The 16,423-nt window shown below is 75.9% G+C and carries 14 protein-coding genes; 2 read left to right on the top strand and 12 right to left on the bottom strand.

Going from position 1 to position 16,423, the window contains the following annotated elements; all coding sequences use genetic code 11:
- Nucleotides 1–72: 72 nt before the first annotated feature.
- The 3 genes from ACFUEL_RS18375 to ACFUEL_RS18365 all read right to left on the bottom strand — a co-directional run bounded on the left by ACFUEL_RS18375 (nt 73) and on the right by ACFUEL_RS18365 (nt 4,501).
- Nucleotides 73–2,550, bottom strand: coding sequence for an FtsX-like permease family protein (locus ACFUEL_RS18375; protein ID WP_380237367.1), 2,478 nt, complete (start codon nt 2,548–2,550; stop codon nt 73–75).
- Nucleotides 2,547–3,413 carry an ABC transporter ATP-binding protein gene (locus ACFUEL_RS18370; RefSeq protein ID WP_380237366.1) on the bottom strand — a complete coding sequence of 289 codons (867 nt, stop codon included), beginning with the start codon at nt 3,411–3,413 and terminating at the stop codon, nt 2,547–2,549. Before ACFUEL_RS18370 ends, ACFUEL_RS18375 begins: the two co-directional genes overlap by 4 nt.
- Before the next feature lie 143 nt (nt 3,414–3,556).
- Nucleotides 3,557–4,501 carry an NADP-dependent oxidoreductase gene (locus tag ACFUEL_RS18365; protein WP_380237368.1) on the bottom strand — a complete coding sequence of 315 codons (945 nt, stop codon included), beginning with the start codon at nt 4,499–4,501 and terminating at the stop codon, nt 3,557–3,559.
- A 122-nt stretch (nt 4,502–4,623) separates the two neighbouring features.
- Between ACFUEL_RS18365 and ACFUEL_RS18360 the strand changes: the two genes are divergently transcribed.
- Nucleotides 4,624–5,040, top strand: a complete 417-nt coding sequence (locus ACFUEL_RS18360; protein WP_380237365.1) for a winged helix-turn-helix transcriptional regulator — start codon at nt 4,624–4,626, stop codon at nt 5,038–5,040.
- Nucleotides 5,041–5,098: 58 nt separating this feature from the next.
- Here the strand turns inward: ACFUEL_RS18360 and ACFUEL_RS18355 are convergent, their stop codons facing one another.
- Both ACFUEL_RS18355 and ACFUEL_RS18350 read right to left on the bottom strand, forming a co-directional pair.
- The gene (locus tag ACFUEL_RS18355; protein WP_380237364.1) at nt 5,099–5,530 is read right to left on the bottom strand and encodes a hypothetical protein; all 432 of its coding nucleotides are present in this window, start codon (nt 5,528–5,530) and stop codon (nt 5,099–5,101) included.
- A 335-nt stretch (nt 5,531–5,865) separates the two neighbouring features.
- Nucleotides 5,866–7,308 carry an MFS transporter gene (locus ACFUEL_RS18350; RefSeq protein ID WP_380237363.1) on the bottom strand — a complete coding sequence of 481 codons (1,443 nt, stop codon included), beginning with the start codon at nt 7,306–7,308 and terminating at the stop codon, nt 5,866–5,868.
- Between the two features lie 226 nt (nt 7,309–7,534).
- On the opposite strand from ACFUEL_RS18350, the gene ACFUEL_RS18345 reads away from it, so the two are divergent.
- Nucleotides 7,535–8,458 carry a LysR family transcriptional regulator gene (locus ACFUEL_RS18345; RefSeq protein ID WP_380237362.1) on the top strand — a complete coding sequence of 308 codons (924 nt, stop codon included), beginning with the start codon at nt 7,535–7,537 and terminating at the stop codon, nt 8,456–8,458.
- Nucleotides 8,459–8,489: 31 nt separating this feature from the next.
- Here the strand turns inward: ACFUEL_RS18345 and ACFUEL_RS18340 are convergent, their stop codons facing one another.
- The 7 genes from ACFUEL_RS18340 to ACFUEL_RS18310 form a co-directional block, all read right to left on the bottom strand.
- Complete coding sequence (locus ACFUEL_RS18340; RefSeq protein ID WP_380237361.1) at nt 8,490–9,575, bottom strand: LLM class flavin-dependent oxidoreductase; 1,086 nt, start codon at nt 9,573–9,575, stop codon at nt 8,490–8,492.
- A gap of 83 nt (nt 9,576–9,658) precedes the next feature.
- Complete coding sequence (locus ACFUEL_RS18335) at nt 9,659–10,699, bottom strand: LLM class F420-dependent oxidoreductase (RefSeq protein WP_380237360.1); 1,041 nt, start codon at nt 10,697–10,699, stop codon at nt 9,659–9,661.
- Nucleotides 10,700–10,733: 34 nt separating this feature from the next.
- The gene (locus tag ACFUEL_RS18330; protein ID WP_380237359.1) at nt 10,734–12,356 is read right to left on the bottom strand and encodes an ABC transporter substrate-binding protein; all 1,623 of its coding nucleotides are present in this window, start codon (nt 12,354–12,356) and stop codon (nt 10,734–10,736) included.
- On the bottom strand, nt 12,353–13,162 hold the full coding sequence (locus ACFUEL_RS18325; RefSeq protein ID WP_380237358.1) for an ABC transporter ATP-binding protein: 810 nt from the start codon (nt 13,160–13,162) through the stop codon (nt 12,353–12,355). The genes ACFUEL_RS18330 and ACFUEL_RS18325 overlap by 4 nt, the downstream gene beginning before the upstream one ends.
- Nucleotides 13,159–14,286: an ABC transporter ATP-binding protein gene (locus ACFUEL_RS18320; protein ID WP_380237356.1), complete on the bottom strand. Its 1,128-nt coding sequence runs from the start codon at nt 14,284–14,286 to the stop codon at nt 13,159–13,161. The genes ACFUEL_RS18325 and ACFUEL_RS18320 overlap by 4 nt, the downstream gene beginning before the upstream one ends.
- A complete protein-coding gene (locus ACFUEL_RS18315; protein ID WP_380237355.1) occupies nt 14,283–15,107 on the bottom strand; it encodes an ABC transporter permease in 825 nt (274 codons plus the stop codon). Before ACFUEL_RS18315 ends, ACFUEL_RS18320 begins: the two co-directional genes overlap by 4 nt.
- 3 nt (nt 15,108–15,110) lie before the next feature.
- Nucleotides 15,111–16,055, bottom strand: a complete 945-nt coding sequence (locus ACFUEL_RS18310) for an ABC transporter permease (RefSeq protein WP_380237354.1) — start codon at nt 16,053–16,055, stop codon at nt 15,111–15,113.
- Nucleotides 16,056–16,423: the final 368 nt, after the last annotated feature.

The following is a 16,423-nucleotide window of genomic DNA, read 5'->3' as shown; positions in this document are numbered from 1 at the left end:
GGCCTCCGAGACCGGGCTGGTCGCCCCGGGGAGCCGCTGAGCGCGGGCGGGCGGCTCCCCGGGGCGGCGGCGCTACTCGGACGCCCCGCGCTTGGTGGCCCGGCCCGCCGCCAGGGTGGCGGTGAGGGCGGTCACCGCGGCGCACAGCGCGGTGGTGGCGAGGAACTGCGGCCAGGCCGGGGAGGTGGGGGCCGCGCCGACCAGGTGGGTCAGCGAGAGCCGCTGGGTCAGCGCGGTCAGGGCGGTGGCGGCGGCGGCCAGCACGGTGCCGACCACCACCGCGACCGCGGACTCGGCGGCCGCCATCCGCAGGACCTGGCCGCGCACCGCCCCGGCCAGGGCGAGCAGCGCGAACTCGCCGCGGCGGGCGGCCACCGCCATCACCAGGGTGTTGACCACCGAGATCAGCGCGTAGGCGAGCGCGATGCCGAGGATCACCACGGCCGCGTTGTCGGTCTGCTCGGCGGCCTCGGCCCGGCCCGCCTCCAACAGCGCGCCGTAGCTGGTGAGTTCGGCCCCCGAGTCGCCCAGCGCGGCCCGGACCGCTCCCTGGTCCGGGGCGCCCCGGTCCGGGACACCGTCCGAGGCACCGCCCGGGGCGTCCAGGTAGGCGCGGGTCGGCGGGATCCCGGCGGCGGCGGTGGCGGTGGCGGACAGGTAGGCGGCGTCGCCGCCCAGGCCGCGGGCGACCACGGCCGCCACCGTGACCTTCACCCGGGCGCCGGTGGGCAGCAGGGCGACCAGTTCGTCGCCGACCGCGAGGTCGTCGGACTCGGCGGCGTGCTCGTCTATCACCAGGTAGTCGTCCGGGAGCGCGGTCAGCGAGCCCGCGGTCAGCCGCGGGGTCAGCACGGTGCCGAACGCGGACGCCGGGACGGCCTGCACGCTCAGCGAGTCGAGCTGCTGCCCGTCCGGGGTGCCCAGCTTGAGGGTGAACGCGGTGACGGGCGTGACCCGGACGCCGGGCACGGCGGCCAGGCGCTCCAGCGTGCCGGCGTCCAGCCCGGCGCCGCCCGCGGTGACCACGTCGGTGGCGTGCACGTCCTGGCGCTGGCGGTCCAGCACGGTGGCGTCGGCGGAGCGCTGCACCGTCATCAGGGTGCCGACCAGGCCGACCGCGACCACGATCGGGGCGACCACCGCGGCGGTCCGCCGGCCCGAGGTCAGCAGGTTCGCCCGCACCAGCAGCGGCCCGGCCTGGCGCGAACGCCGCAGCGGCCAGGTCAGCAGCCGGGTCACCGGCCGCAGCAGGACGGGCGCGAGCAGCGCCACCGCGCCGACGTACAGCACCGGGATCGCCTGGTACTTGCGGGCGCTGGACGCCAGGTACGGTTCGCTCCCGGCCACGTACAGGCCCCCGGCGACCGCGCCGACCAGCATCGCGCCGCCCAGCACCAGCCGGACGGGCGTCAGCGCGCGGCGCTCGACCGCGGCCTCGCGCAGCACCTCGGCCGGGCGCACCCGGGAGACCCGCACCAGTGTCGCGGCCGAACCCGCCAGCGCGGCGCCCAGCCCCAGCAGGAACGCCACCAGCAGCGGCAGCGGGTTCACCGGCACGGTGAACCAGGCCGGGGCCACGTCGTGCCGGACCATCCAGTCGCGCAGCGGCCCGGCCCCCAGCGGGGCCAGCAGGCAGCCCACCAGGGCGGCCGCCGCGCCCAGCAGCGCGGCCTCGCCCAGCACCATCCGGCGCACCTGCCGGGGCGCGGCCCCGACCAGGCGCAGCAGCGCCAGTTCGCGGCGGCGCTGCTCGGTGGCCAGCGCGAAGGTCGCGACGACCACGAACACCGCGACGCAGACCGCCAGGCCGGTGGTGCTGCCCGCCATCGCCTGCGCGTTGGCCAGCGCCTCGGCGCCGCCGGTGTCGTCGGGGTCGACGTCCTTGCGGTCCGCGCCGCCCAGTACCAGCGCCGAGTCGCCCACCAGCTGCGCGAGTTGACCCGCCGGCAGCTCCGACACCAGCAGGTTGACGCCGGGCGAGCGGCGGCGCGCCTCCTCGTCGGTGAAGAACACGGCCGTCTCGAACCAGCGGGCGTCGGTGACCCCGACCACCCGGTACTCGCCGCCCGCCCCGACCTGCTGCCCGACCAGCCGGGCGTCGCCGCCGCCGAGCACCACCTCGTCCGGGGCCTGCGGGGCGCGCCCGGCGGTCAGCCGGTAGCCGGCGGAGCCCGCCGCCGACCAGCCGTGCCCGGTGGCCCGCCCGGCGGTGCCGTCGGCGGTGGTGGTGCGGACGGGGAAGCTGCGGTCGGCGGTGGCCTTCCCGGCCGCCGAGACCTTCGCCACCAGGTCGTCCGGGAGGACCGCCGGGGCGGGCATCACCCGGCCCTCGAAGCCGAGCGGCGCGACCACGGTGCCCGTCGACGCCTGGAAGCGCTGCGGGCCCGGGTAGGGGGTGCCGAAGGTGGCGGTCAGGGCGAGCGCCATCATGCCGATCATCGCGGTGCCCAGGGCGAGGGCGAGGAACGCGCCGACGAAACCCGTCCAGCGCCGGCGCAGGGTCGCGACGGCCAGCATCCACACCACCCCGGCGGGTCTGCGGGCGCTCACGACGCGGCCTCGGCGGTTGCGGCGGTCCCGGCGGCCCCGGCGGTTGCAACCTCGGCCGCCGCTCCGGCGGGCTCCAGCGCGGCCATCCGCACCGCGACCTCCTCCGCCGTCGGGTCGGCCAGTTCGCCGACCACCCGGCCGTCGGTCAGGAACAGCACCCGGTGCGCGTACGAGGCCGCGACCGGGTCGTGGGTGACCATGACCATCGTCCGGCCGTGCTCGTCGACCACGCCGCGCAGCAGCGCCAGCACCTCGCGGGCGGTGCGCGAGTCCAGGGCGCCGGTCGGCTCGTCCGCGAAGACCACCCGCGGCCCGGCGGCCAGTGCTCGGGCGATCGCGACCCGCTGCTGCTGGCCGCCGGAGAGTTCGGCGGGGCGGTGGTCGCCGCGCTCGGCGAGGCCGACCTCGGCCAGCCGCCGGTCGATGTCGGCCGGGTCGAAGGCCCGCCCGGCCAGCCGCAGCGGCAGTTCGACGTTCTGCCGGGCCGTCAGCGCCGGGATCAGGTTGAACGACTGGAACACGAAGCCCATCCGCTCGCGCCGCAGCTCGGTCAGCTCCCGCTCCGACATCCGGTGCAGCGACACCCCGTCGAGCAGCACCTCCCCCGCGTCGACCCGTTCCAGGCCCGCCGCGCACTGCAGCAGCGTCGACTTGCCCGACCCGGAGGGCCCCATCACCGCGGTGAAGCTCCCCAGCGCGAAGGCCGCGTCCACCCCGTCCAGCGCCCGCACCTCGCTGCCGCCTCGCCGGTACGTCCGCCGCACCCCCGCCAGCCGGACGACCTCACCGCCCGCCGCCGGCTCCGCGCATCCGTCCGAACTCCCGCCCGAACTCCCGCCCGAAACGGCCCTTTTGCGGAACATGCCCCACCCTCTCCCCGGTTCCCACCCTGGCAATCGATCATGCCGGGCCAGAGAGTAGTGCCCACACGTCCCATCCGCCTCAGGAGCCACCCTGATCCCACCCCTCGAGAAACCCCGACCCCGCGAGGGGTCCGGCCCCGGGGTCAGGGCACCAGGACGAGCTTGCCCGGCACCCGGTTCGCCTCGCCCAGGGCGTGCGCCTCGGCCGCGTCCTCCAGCGGCAGCACCCGGCCGACGGCGGCCCGCAGGCTGCCGCGCTCCACCAGGGCGGCGACCTCCGCCAGGTCCGCGCCGGACGGGGTGAACCCGAACTCGGCGAACCGCAGGCCGCGTTGCCGCGCCAGGGCCCGGACGGCCGTGCGGTCCGGGCCGGTGCCGCGCACGTCGACCAGGATGCCGCCCGGGGCCAGGACCTCCAGCGAACGGGGGCCGTAGTCGCCCGCGATCGGGTCCAGCACGACGTCGACGTCCCGGGCGAGCGCCGCGAAGTCGCCCGCCGTGTAGTCGATCGGCTCGTCGACGCCCAGCTCGCGCAGGAAACCGTGCCCCGCCGCCCGGGCGGTGCCCAGCACGTACGCGCCCCGGGCCTTGGCGACCTGCACCGCGAGGTGCCCGACCCCGCCCGCCGCCGCGTGCACCAGCACCCGCTGCCCGGGGCCGACCCCGGCCACCCGCACCAGCGCCTGCCAGGCGGTGAGCGCCGAGACCGGCAGCGCCGCCGCCCCCACCGCGTCCACCCCCGCCGGGGCCGCGGCCAGCGCCGACTCCGCGACCACCGCGTACTCGGCGTACCCGCCGCGCGGCGGGAACGCGCAGCCGAACACCCGCTCCCCCGGGCGGAACCGGTCGGCCCCCGGGCCGGCCGCCACCACCGTGCCGCACAGGTCGATGCCCACCGTGAACCGCTCCGCGAACGGCGGCGTGCCGAACCTGGCCACCTCGCCGGAACGGATCTTCCAGTCCGCCGGGTTCACCCCCGCCGCCAGGACCCGCACCAGCACCTCCCCCGGTCCGGGCTCCGGCCGCTCCACCTCGACGACCCGCAGGACCTCCGGCCCGCCGTACCCCTGCTGACTCACCGCGCGCATCCTGGCGCCCATGCCGCTCCCCCTCGTCCGGGTGGCCGACCGCTCCGGCCGGCCCGCCGCCCATCCTCGGCCGGGGCGGTACCCCTTGTGAAGAAGGCACCCGACTGATACCCAGGTACCTCATGGAAACCGCCCGCACCGCCTCCGCCGAGGACTGGCCCGTCACCTACCGCCGCGACTGCCCCTCGCGCACCGTCATGGAGGTGCTCGCCAACAAGTGGGTGCTGTACGCCCTGGCGGCCCTGCGCCGCTCCGAACGGCCGCTGCGCTTCAACGAACTGCGGCGCCTGCTCGACGGCATCACCCAGAAGATGCTCTCCCAGACCCTCCGCGCCCTGGAGCGCGACGGCCTGGTGCGCCGCACCGTCTACCCCACCGTCCCGCCGAGCGTCGAGTACGCCCTCACCGAACTGGGCGTCGAAGCGGGCCAGTTGACCGCCGCCATCGGCAACTGGTCGGTCCGCCACGCCCGTTCGGTCCAAGCTGCCCGCGCCGCCTACGACGAACGCACCGCCACCCCGCCACCGCCGCTGCCCTGACCCCCGCCCGGCCAGCGCCCCCGCACAACGGGACCGCCCGGATCGACCGGGCAGGGCCCTAGCCGGGCCGGCCGTTGCAGTTTTCGAAGCCGGTCTCCACGCTGCCGCGGAACGCCAGCGCCTCGCGGCCGATGCCGAGGGCCTCGAGCAGGGTGTCGAGCGCCGCTTCCACGTCGTCCACCGAGCGGCCCACCCAGACGAACGTGTACGGGACGGTCGCTCCTTCGAGCTCGCTCAGGGCGAAGTCCGTCTTCCCGATGCGGAACATGGCAACGTCCACACGGCCGAGGTCTTCCCAACCCCGTTCGACGGTCAGCCTCAACCGCGCCGCGAGCGCCTCCAGCGGCGGCTGCAGCCCCGCCACCACGCGGAACGAGCCGGCGGCGAACTCCCACATGCTCTGCTGGAACGCGGGATTGCGCTTCCCGCCCCGGTACGACGGAGCCGTCTCCCACTCCGGTTCGGGCCCTGGAACGCTGACGGCCTCCATGTCGGTTCTCCCCTCCGAACACCACTCCTACCTGCCCGGTGCTCACCGTAGCCCGGGTCACGGCGCGGCCCGCACCCCGGTGGGCGTCGCCGGTCGGAGCACCGGCCGCTCTCCCGCTCCGCAGGAACCCGTCCCGAACGTCCTCGACCAGGCCGCGCATTGTCGTCACCCACGGCGACGGGCCCCGGCGTCGCGGCACTGCGTACGACCGCACGACCGCACGGCTGTACGGCTGTGCGGCTGTACGGCCGCACGGCGCACCCCCACCGCGCGCCGCGGAAAGCCGGGGCGGACCGGCCTGCGGAGTGCGGTGGGGGTGCGGTGGGGGCGGCGGGTCATCCGGCGGGGGCGGGTTCGGGCGACGGGTCGGGCTGCGGGGTCGGGCGGCCCCGGCGCGAGCGTGCTCCGAGGGCGCCGACCAGGGCCGCGCCCAGTGCGACGGCGAACGGCACCCACAGTGCGGCCCGGTAGCCGTCGAGGCGGGCGGCGGCGGTGTCCGACACGGTGGCGGCGACGTTGACCGCGGCCGCCGCGGAGAGGCCGAGGGCCGCGCCGAACTGGAAGGCGGTGTAGAGGAGGCCGCCGGCCAGGCCCTGGTCCTCCTCCGCGACGCCTTCCGTGGCGACGATGGTCAGCGGGCCGTACGTCAGGGCGAAGGCGACGCCGAGCAGCAGCAGGCTCGGGAGCATCGCGAGGTACGTCCAGTCGGCGCCGACCGGCAGGAAGAGCGCGTACGAGAGGGCGGCGAGGAGCAGGCCCCCGGCGATCAGGCGGGGGTTGCCGAAGCGGTCGACCAGCTTGGGGACGACGGTCGGCGAGAGGACGGCGTCGATCCCGATGACGATCATCGCGAAGCTGGTCTCCAGGGTGGACCAGCCGCGCAGTTCCTGGAGGTAGAGGACGACCAGGAACTGGAAGCCGAAGAACCCGGCGGAGAAGAGCAGGGCGGCGAGGTTGGCCCGGACCAGGGCGGCGCTGCGGAGGACGCCGAGCCGGACCAGCGGCGCGGCCGCGCGGCGTTCGACGGCGACGAACCCGGCGAGGGCGGCCAGGCCCGCGCCCAGCGTGAGGACGGTGGAGAGGGGCGAGGCGTGGCCCGCCCGCTCCACGCCCAGGACCAGGAGCAGGACGGCCGCGGTGACGGTCAGGCCGCCGGCCAGGTCGAGGCGCTGCCCCGTCCGGTCGGGCCGCGGCGCCCTCGGCACGGAGGCCAGCGCGCCGACCAGGATCAGCGCGGAGAGGACCACCGGCGCGAAGAACACCCATCGCCAGTCGACCGAGGCGAGCAGTCCGCCCGCGACCAGGCCGATCGAGAACCCGCCGGCGGCCGTGCCGGAGTAGAGGAGCAGGGCCCGGTTCCGGCGCGGGCCCTCCGGGAAGCCGGTGGTGATGACGGAGAGCCCGGCCGGGGTCATGAAGGCCGCCGCGGCGCCGGTGACGAACCGGGCGGCGATCAACTGCCAGCCCTCGGAGGCCAGTCCGCCGAGTCCGGAGAAGACCAGAAACACCGCCAGCCAGCCCACGAACATCCGGCGCCGTCCGAAGAGGTCGGCCGCCCGGCCGCCGACCAGCATGAAGCCGCCGTAGCCGAGGACGTACGCGCTCATCACCCACTGCAGCGTGCCGGTGGACAGGCCGAGGTCCGCGCGGATGGCGGGCATCGCCACGTTCAGCATGGCGACGTCGATGCCCTCGAGGAAGATCGCGCCGCACAGGACGAGCAGCATGGCCCGTTCCCGGGCGCTGAGGGCGGCGGGTGCCGCCTCGGTGGTACGCATGACGGGTCAACTCCTGGATGTGGGAGGTGGGTTGGCGGGGAGCCGCCCGCGGGGCGGCGACTCGTCCACCTTCGGCCAGGAGGCGTGGGCGGAACAACGGCGAAGTCCTGGACGTTCGTTCAGCGAGGCTTACCGATCCGGCAGGCTTACCGATCCGGCAGGCTCACCGATCCGGCCGGCTCACCGATCCGGCGGGCTCACCGATCCGGCTCACCCGGGAGGACCGATGGAACGCGACGAGGTCGAGTGCTTCCTCCTGCTCGCCGAAGAGCTGCACTTCGGCCGCACCGCCGACCGGATGGGGCTCTCCCGCGCCCGGGTCAGCCAGCTGGTCCAGCGCCTCGAACGGCGGGTCGGGGCACCGCTGTTCGTCCGCACCAGCCGCCGCGTCGCCCTCTCGGCGATCGGCCGCCGGCTGCGCGCCGACCTCGAACCGCACCACCGCGCGATGGACGCCGCCCTGGCCCGCGCCGTCGCCACCGCGCGCGGCATCGACACCGTCCTGCACGTCGGCTTCTCCAACCCGCTGACCGGCGAGCTGGTGATGCGGGTGACGGAGGAACTCCGGGGCAGCCACCCCGGCCTCGCGGTGGAGATCTGCGAGGTGCCGATGGCCGATCCGTACGGGCGGCTGCGCGGCGGCGAGTTCGACGTCCAGTTGCAGGAGCTCCCGGTCCGGGAGGACGACCTGGGCGGCGGCCCGCCGCTGCTCACCGAGGAGCGCGTCCTCGCCGTGCCGTCCGCGCATCCGCTCGCCGCCCGCGGCACCGCCACGCTGGAGGACCTCGCCGACGTCCCGCTGCTCACGGTCGAGGGCGAGCTGCCCGACTACCGGCGGGAGCACCACGCCCCCGCCCGCACCCCGAGCGGCCGGCCCACCGCCCCCGGCCCCGCCGTGACCCAGCTGCAGGAGGCCCTGGTGCTGGTCGCGGCCGGCCGGGGCGCCCTGCTCACCGCCGCCCACACCGCGGCCTACTTCGCCCGCCCCGGCGTCGCGTACGTGCCCGTCACCGACGCGGACCCGGTCGGCTACGGCCTGGTCTGGCGCACCGGGAACACCACCGCCGCCCTGGGCGCCTTCGCGGACGCGGCCCGCACGGCGGCCCGGGAGCTGGCCCGGGAGGCCCGGCGGACCGCGGCGCCGGCGTGACCGGCCCGCCGGCTCCCGGCGCGGGCGGGGCTCACCAGGCGCGGCGGGAGGGGGTCGGGGTGCGCAGGTGGGTGACCAGGGCGCGGCGCAGGGCGCGGTCGTGGTCGGTTTCGACCGGGAGATCGAGTTGGACGATGTCGACGCCCGCGGAGCGCAGCAGGTTGATCCGGGCGGCGACGGTGGCCGGGGAGCCGGTGTAGGCGCCGGTGAGCGAGCGGCGGACGTAGGCGGCGACCTGGGCGTGGGCGGCGGCGGGGTCGGCGGTGCCGCGTTCGCGGTCGCGGTCGAGGGCGACGGCGTCCAGGTAGCGGGCGGCGTCGGGGCCGGCGGTGAGGCGCAGGGCGTCGCGGCGCAGGCGGCGCAGGTGCTGCTGGGCGGCGGTGTCGGTGTCGGCGAGGACGACGGTGACGTGCCGCCAGATCCGCAGGGTGCGGCCGTGCCGGGCGGCGGCGGCGCGGGCCTCGGCGATCCGCAGCCGGGTGTCGGGCAGCGGGCGGGGCGGGACGGCGTAGACCTGGGCGTAGCGGGCGGCGAGGTCGACGCCGGCCGGGGAGGAGCCGCCGAAGGAGAGCAGTTCGCCGCCGGGGCGGGGGCGCAGGCCGGTGCGGGCGGCGCGGACGGTGTAGTACTCGCCGTGGTGGTCGAGGTCGTCCTCGGCGGCGAGGTAGCGGGTGAGCAGCGAGAGGTACTCGTCGGCGCGGCGGTAGCGTTCGGCCTTGGGGAGGGTGTCGCCGTCGCGGGCGACGTCGGCGTCGCTGGAGCCGATGATCAGGTGGGCGCTGATCCGGCCGCCGGAGAGCCGGTCGAGGGTGGCGAGGGTGCGGGCGGCGGCGGTGGGCGCGGTGGTGCCGATCCGGTGGGCGGCGGCGATCCGCAGCCGGGTGGTGGCGGCCAGCGCCCAGCCGGCGACGGCCCACGGGTCGGGCCAGGAGGAGGACTGGACGACGAGCGCGGAGTCGAGCCCGTCCTCCTCCAACTCCCGTGCGGTGCGGGCGATGTGGGCGGGGTCGGCGGTGCGTTCACGCGGGTCGGGGGCCCAGCGCAGGGCTTGGCGTTCGGCGGGGGTGCGGCCGGCCACCGGGGCGGCGCGGACGCCGCCGCGCAGTTCGAGTTCCATCGGGTCAACTCCCTTGATGGCATCGGGTGGTGGGCGGGCCGCAGGTCGACTGCGGCCCGCCGCTGGACAGTTGGCCGGGCAGCTCATCGGGCGGCGGGCCCGAGCCGGGCGAGGGTGTCGAGCAGCCGGGTGCGGCTGCTGAACACCTCGGGCGGCAGCGAGACGTACAGCTGGACGGCGGTGACGCCGGGCTGCTGGTAGCGCAGGATCTGCTCGCGGCACTCCTCCGGGGAGCCGTGCAGGAACAGCGCGTCCACCACCTCGCCGGGCAGGGCGCGTTGGGCGCCCTCGTGGTCGCCGTCGGCCCAGCGCTTGTGCGTCTCGGCGAGCAACTCGCCGTTGCCGAGCCACTGGTGGAACTTGCGGTAGGGCTCGCGGTTGAGGATCCAGGCCAGGAAGGGGCGGCTGGCGCGGTGCGCGTAGGCGGTGTCCTCGGTGGGGCAGACGAACACCTTGACGACGAGTTCCTTGCCGGGCGGCTGCGGGCCGACCGCGTCCAGCACCTTGGGCAGGTCCTGGGCGCGCAGCAGGTTGGTGATGGCGCCGTCGCCCTCGGTGAAGCCGAGCCGGAGCATGCCGGGGCGCAGCGCGCCGAGGATGACCTTGACCGGGTCGGCGGGCGGGTGGGGCAGCCGGTAGCCGGTGATGGAGAAGGTGTCGAAGTCGCCGGCGACGTGTTCGCCGCGCAGCGCGGCGGTGAGGAAGCGCAGCACGTCCCGGGTGCGCTTGAAGGGCTCGTCGAACGGAATGCCGTTGATGTCGGTGACGTGCGCGGGCACCGAGGCGCCGATGCCCAGCAGGACGCCGCCGGTGGAGAGTTGGGCGAGGGTGGCGGCGGTCTGGGCGAGCACGGCGGGGCCGCGGGTGTGCACCGGGACGATGCCGGTGGCGATCCGCAGGTGCGGGGCCCAGGCGGCGGTGGCGGCCAGCGGGGTGAAGGCGTCGGTGCCGCCGCCCTCGGCGCTCCACACGTCGCCGTAGCCGAGGTCGGGGAGCCGTTCGACCAGGAAGCGGTGCCGGTCGATGGTCAGTCCGGGCAGCGGCAGGGTGATGCCCCAGGCGGGCGGGGCGGCGGGCTGGTGGGCGGCGGTCGGGCGGGCGGCGGTCGGGCGGGCGGTGCTCATCGGGGGCCTTTCGGGTCGGCCTGCGGGCGGGGGGTCACTTGGCGACCGACACGGTGGTGAGGTCGAGGAACCAGGACTGCGGCTGGACGAGTCCGTGCACGCTGGGCGCGAGGGCGCGCGGGTTGCGGTCGTTGACCACGAACAGCCAGGGCGCGTCCTCGGTGACCTGCCGCAGCGCGGTGCGGTAGGCGGCCTGTCGGGCGGACTCGTCCGGGTTGGCGGCGGCGGTGGCGATGAGCTCGTCGACCTTGGGGCTGGCGTAGTGGCCGGTCCAGAACGGGCTCTTGGAGCCGAGGAACAGCGGCAGCAGCGCCTCGGACTGGAACAGCGTGGTGGACTGGGCGATCGCGTCGGAGCCGAGCGCGACCTCGCCCTTGGCCTCGGCGCCTATCAGGGTGGTCCAGTCGGTGGTGCGGATCTCCACCTTGATGCCGACAGCGGCCAGGTCGCGCTGCAGGGCCTCGGTGATCGGCACCGGCAGCAGGTTGCCGGAGCCGCCGGTGGGCACCGTCACCGAGGTGGAGAAGCCGTCGGAATAGCCGGCTTCGGCGAGCAACTGCCGTGCCTTCGCCGGGTCGTGGCCGTACCGGTCGCCGCCCTGGTCGTAGGCGGCGGTGGCGCGCGGCGCGGCCTGGAACGCCGGATCGGCGGTGCCGTGCAGCAGGCTGCCCGCGATGGCCTGCCGGTCGATCGCGTAGTTGGCGGCCTGCCGGACCCGCACGTCCGCCCACGGGCCCCTGGTGGTGTCCAGGATCCAGTACCACAGGTGGTCGTAGCTGTTGGAGAGGATCTGCGCGCCGTCCGCCTTCAGGCTCTCCAGGTCGTCCGGGTTCGGGTACTCGATCCAGTTGACGCCGCCGGAGCGCAGCGCGGCGGTGCGGGCCGCCGGGTCGGGCAGCGCCTTGACGACGAGCCGCTCCAGCTTGGGGGCGCCGCGCCAGTAGCCCTTGTTGGCGACCAGGTCGACCTGCTGGCCCTCGGTCTGCGAGGCGAAGGCGAACGGGCCGGTGCCGACCGGGTGTTGGGAGAAGTTCGCGCTCCCGGCCTTGCGGACGGCGGTGGGGCTGGCGATCAGCACGTGCGCGAGGTCCTCCGGGAAGTGCCCGTTCGGGCCGGAGGTGACCAGTTCGACGTGGGTGTCGTCGGTCTTGCGGTACGAGGCGATGTCGCCGGCGTACTCCTTGGCGGCGGCGCCGAGCGCGTCGGTGTACTCGGGGCTGGACCTGTCCAGGTAGCGGTGCAGGTTGAACAGCACTGCGTCGGCGTCGAACGGCGTGCCGTCCTGGAACGTGACGCCCTTGCGCAGGGCGAACGTCCAGGTGACCCTGTCCGGGGCGACCTGCCAGGACTCGGCGAGCGCGCCGGTCACCTGCGGCGGCCTGTCGGTGTCCTCGAGCAGTTCGTAGCGGGTCAGGCCCTCGTAGATCTGGAAGCTCAGCAGGCGCTTGCCCTCGAAGCCGGCGCCGCCGATCACGGTGTCCAGGTTGGGCAGCTTGCCGGTCGCGCCGATCACCAGCGTCCCGCCGCCACCGCCACCGCCACCGCCTGCGGCGTCGCCGCCCCCGAAGGTGGAGGCGCAGCCGGTGGCGGCCAGCAGGACGGCGGCGGCCAGGGCGGCGGCGGCTCTGGAGCGGGTGCGGGGGGCGTGCTCGGTCATGTCGGGTCCTCGTTCTCGTCGTTCGGTTCGGCGCCGTGCGCCGGAATGCGGAGGGTGACGTGCGGGCCGGAGGCGTCCAACAGGGCGCGGGTGTACGGGTGTCCGGGAGCGGTCCACAGGTCGCCGGTGCGGCCCTCCTCGACCACGCGGCCGGTGCGCAGCACCAGCGTGCGGTGGGCGAAGCGGGCCACCGCGGCAAGGTCGTGGGAGACGAACAGGTAGGCGGTGCCGGTGCGTTCACGCAGTTCGGTCAACAGGTCGAGCAGCCGCTCCTGGGTGTCGCGGTCCAGCGCGGAGGTCGGCTCGTCGCACACCACCAGCGCCGGTCCGGTCGCCAACGCCCGTGCCACCGCGACGCGTTGCAACTGCCCGCCGGACAGTTCCCGGGGAAAGCGGCGGGCCAGCTCCGGCGCGAGGCCCACCCGGCGGAACAACTCGGCGATGCGGTCGGCGCGTTCGCGCCGCGGAACGCCGTGGGCCCGCAACGCGAAGCCGACCGCCTCGCCGGAGCGCAGCGCCGGATTCAACGCCCCCCGGGGATGCTGCGGCACGAACTGCAACCTGGCCCGAACCCCCCGATCGGCACGGGCCCGCAACCGCGAGGGATCACGCCCCTCGAACGTGACCGTCCCCGCATCGGGACGCACCAGCCCCAGCACGAGCCTGGCCAGCGTCGACTTCCCCGAACCGGACTCCCCCACCAACGCGACGCTCTCGCCCGCGCGCACCTCGAAACTGACACCGCTGACGGCCGGGCGGTGGGCATAGCTCTTGGAGACGGCCTCGAGCCGCAGCAGGGTGGTCACTTGGACGCCTCACCTTCGGCAGAAACCAGGGGCCCGGGGAACGGCGGGGCCGTGGCTGCTGACGGTTCACTGCCGGTGCGCGGCATTGGCTTCCGGTTCTGTTCCCGGCCCGAAGCAGCACCGACACCCCGATGCGACCCACCCACCCCGGGAACATCCAGGGGCCCGGGGAACGGCGGGGCCGTGGCTGCTGACGGTCCACTGCCGGTGCGCGCGTGAGCTCCTGGTTCCGTTCCCAGGCCCGAAGCAGCACGGACTTTCCGATGGGATCCGGCCCCCAGCAGCTCGGACTCGCCGTTCCCCGAGCCCCTGATTGCGCTTCCCGCCGTCCTGCCCGAGCCCTTGATTGCGCTTCCCGCCGTCCTGCCCGAGCCCCTGATTGCGCTTCCCGCCGTCCCACCTGGAATCAGCAGTTCCTGCGCCGGCCCGGTGGCGATCAGGCGGCCGGCGTCGAGGACGGCGACGGTGTCGTCGATGCGGGCGGCGGCGGAGAGGTCGTGGGTGACGAGGAGGAGGGCGAGGCCGTGTCGGGTGCGGAGGGTGGTGAAGAGGTCGAGGACGTGGGCGCGGACGAGGGTGTCGAGGGCGGTGGTGGGTTCGTCGGCGATGAGGAGTTCGGGGTCGCCGGCGAGGGCGAGGGCGATGGCGGCGCGTTGGCGCAGGCCGCCGGAGAGTTCGTGCGGGTACGCGCTCGCGGCGCGTTCGGGGTCGGGGAGGCCGGCGGCGGTGAGCAGCGGGAGGGCGGCGGTGCGGGCGGCCCGCCGGTTCTCGGCGAGGCCGTGGACGCGCAGGACCTGGGCGAGTTGGGTGCCGATGCGGCGCAGCGGGTCGAGGGTGGCGGAGGGGTCCTGGGGGACGTGGCCGATGCGGCGGCCGCGGATGCGGGTGAGGGCGCGTTCGGGCAGGCCGAGCAGTTCGGTGCCGCCGAGGCGGATGCTGCCGCGGACGGTGGTGCCGGGTGCGGTGAGGCCGAGGACGGTGCGGGCGAGGGTGGTCTTGCCGCTGCCGGATTCGCCGAGCAGGACGAGGGCGCGTCCGGCGTCGAGCCGCAGCGTGACGTCGTCCACGGCCCGTACGCCGCCGGGGTGGTGGACGGTGAGGCCGTCGATGGTGAGCAGGCTCATCGCGGGGGCTCCGTTCCGGTGCCGAGGCGGGTGCGCAGCGTCTCGCCGAGGGTGTTGAAGGCGACGGAGACGGCGAGGATGACGAGGGCGGGGACGGCGGCGAGCCAGGGGTGGGTGAACAGGGCGGGGCGGAGTTCGTCGAGCATGGCGCCCCATTCGGGGGTGGGCGGGGGGACGCCGAGGCCGAGGAAGGAGAGGCCGGCGGCGTAGACGATGGCGAGGCCGACCAGGGAGCTGGCGTAGACCAGGACGACGGGGGCGACGACGGGGAGGACCTGGCGCAGGACCAGGGCGGTGCGGGTGGCGCCGCTGACGGTGGCGGCCTCGAGGTACTCGGCGGTGCGGATGCGGCGGGTCTCGGTGAAGGCGACCCGGGCGACGGCGGGGGTGAGGACGACGGACAGCGCGAGGACGGTGGCGCCGAGGCCGGGGGTGAGCAGGGTGGCGACGGCGATGGCGAGCAGCACGCCGGGGAAGGCGTACAGGACGTCGAGGGTGCGCAGCAGGGCCTGTTCGGTGGCGCGGCCGGCCAGTGCGGCGGTGATGCCGACGAGGGCGCCGGCCAGGGCGGCGGCGGCGACGGGGAGCAGTCCGGCGGTGAGCGAGGGGCGGGCGGCCCAGAGCAGGCGGCTGAGCAGGTCGCGGCCCTGGCCGTCGGTGCCGAGCGGGTGGCCGGGGGTGCCGGGGTCGAGGAGGCGGTCGGCGAGGTGTCCGGCGGTGGGGTCGGCGGGGGCGAGCAGGGGTGCGGCGAGGGCGAGCAGGACGGGGAGCAGGGCGGCGGTGGCGGCGAGCGCGGTGCGGCGGTGGCGGAGGGTGGGCATGGGTCAGCTCCGCACGCGGGGGTCGATGGCGGCGTGGGCGGCGTCGACGATCAGGTTGACGCCGACGAAGGCGGTGGCGACGAGCAGCACTCCGCCCTGGACGAGCGGCAGGTCGCGGGCGGTGAGGGCCTCGTAGAGGAGGCGGCCGAGGCCGGGCCAGGCGAACAGGGTCTCCACGAAGACGACGCCCTCCAGCAGGTAGGCGAGTTGCAGGCCGCCGATGGTGAGCAGGGCGGGCGAGGCGTTGTGGGCGCAGTGCCGCAGGACGGCGGCGCGGCCGAGGCCGCGGGCGCGCAGGCCGTCGGCGAGGTCGGAGCCGAGGACGGTGGCCAGGGCCGCGCGGTGGACCTTGGCGGTGAGGCCGAGCGGGACGAGGGCGGCGGCGGTGGCGGGCAGCACGAGGTGGCGCAGCAGGTCGCCGGGGCCGCCGGGGCCGAAGGCGTCGTGGGTGCCGCTCGCGGGGAGCAGGCGCCAGTGGACGGCGAAGGCGGCGGTGAGCAGCAGGGCGACGGAGTACTGGGGGGCGGAGACGGCGAGGGTGCTCGCGGCGCCGCTGAGGCGTCCGGGCCAGCCGCGCGGGTGGAGGGCGCCGAGGGTGCCGAGCAGGACGCCGCCGGCCAGGACGAGCGCGAAGGCGGCGCCGGCCAGTACCAGGGTCTGGCCGAGGGCGGGCAGCAGCAGGTCGGCGACGGGGCGCTGGGTGGAGGTGGAGGTGCCGAGGTCGCCGGTGAGGGTGTGGCCGAGCCAGTCGAGGTAGCGGACGGGCAGCGGCCGGTCGAGGCCGATGCGTTCGGCGAGGGCCTGCCGGGCTTCGGCGGGCGCGCCGGGGCCGAGGAACGCGGTGACGGGGTCGCCGGGGACGAGGGCGACGGTGGCGAACACGACGGCGCTCACGCCGAGCAGGGTGGGGACGGCGAGCAGCAGTCGGCGCAGCAGGAAGCGGGTCACGGGGCGGCCGGGTCGGCGGTGGCGGGCATGGTGCGTGGTCCTCCGGTTCGGACGGCGGGCGGGCGGCGGGGCGCGGCCGGCGCCGTCGGGGTCGTTCGGACCGAGGCTCGCGGACGGTGCGCGGGGCAGCCAGCCAGGCGTTCGTGCTGTTACCGGTGGTCATAGGAGCGGGCGGACCGGGCCGGGTGTTGGGGGCAACTGCCGGACGGAGGACCGTCCTTGACCGCCCCTCAACGGCGCAAATAGGATTTCCGCATGGCATATCGGCGCACCGACTTCACCCTCTGGGGGATCGGCGGCTCGTGGCACCGCAGGTGCTTCGACGAGACCTGTCGCCCCGGACCGGTGCGCCGCCCCCTGCCCTGACC

The sequence above is a fragment of the Kitasatospora sp. NPDC057198 genome, from assembly GCF_042670125.1.
In the GTDB taxonomy this organism is placed as follows: domain Bacteria; phylum Actinomycetota; class Actinomycetes; order Streptomycetales; family Streptomycetaceae; genus Kitasatospora.
This window is presented reverse-complemented; position numbering and strand designations above follow the sequence as displayed.

Excerpts from the sequence above, each read along its gene's own strand:
- ACFUEL_RS18320 (WP_380237356.1), bottom strand. The coding sequence starts at position 14,286 with ATGAGCCTGCTCACCATCGACGGCCTCACCGTCCACCACCCCGGCGGC.
- ACFUEL_RS18330 (WP_380237359.1), bottom strand. The coding sequence starts at position 12,356 with ATGACCGAGCACGCCCCCCGCACCCGCTCCAGAGCCGCCGCCGCCCTG.
- ACFUEL_RS18350 (WP_380237363.1), bottom strand. The coding sequence starts at position 7,308 with ATGCGTACCACCGAGGCGGCACCCGCCGCCCTCAGCGCCCGGGAACGG.
- ACFUEL_RS18335 (WP_380237360.1), bottom strand. The coding sequence starts at position 10,699 with ATGAGCACCGCCCGCCCGACCGCCGCCCGCCCGACCGCCGCCCACCAG.
- ACFUEL_RS18365 (WP_380237368.1), bottom strand. The coding sequence starts at position 4,501 with ATGCGCGCGGTGAGTCAGCAGGGGTACGGCGGGCCGGAGGTCCTGCGG.
- ACFUEL_RS18315 (WP_380237355.1), bottom strand. The coding sequence starts at position 15,107 with ATGCCCACCCTCCGCCACCGCCGCACCGCGCTCGCCGCCACCGCCGCC.
- ACFUEL_RS18340 (WP_380237361.1), bottom strand. The coding sequence starts at position 9,575 with ATGGAACTCGAACTGCGCGGCGGCGTCCGCGCCGCCCCGGTGGCCGGC.
- ACFUEL_RS18345 (WP_380237362.1), top strand. The coding sequence starts at position 7,535 with ATGGAACGCGACGAGGTCGAGTGCTTCCTCCTGCTCGCCGAAGAGCTG.
- ACFUEL_RS18360 (WP_380237365.1), top strand. The coding sequence starts at position 4,624 with ATGGAAACCGCCCGCACCGCCTCCGCCGAGGACTGGCCCGTCACCTAC.
- ACFUEL_RS18370 (WP_380237366.1), bottom strand. The coding sequence starts at position 3,413 with ATGTTCCGCAAAAGGGCCGTTTCGGGCGGGAGTTCGGGCGGGAGTTCG.
- ACFUEL_RS18355 (WP_380237364.1), bottom strand. The coding sequence starts at position 5,530 with ATGGAGGCCGTCAGCGTTCCAGGGCCCGAACCGGAGTGGGAGACGGCT.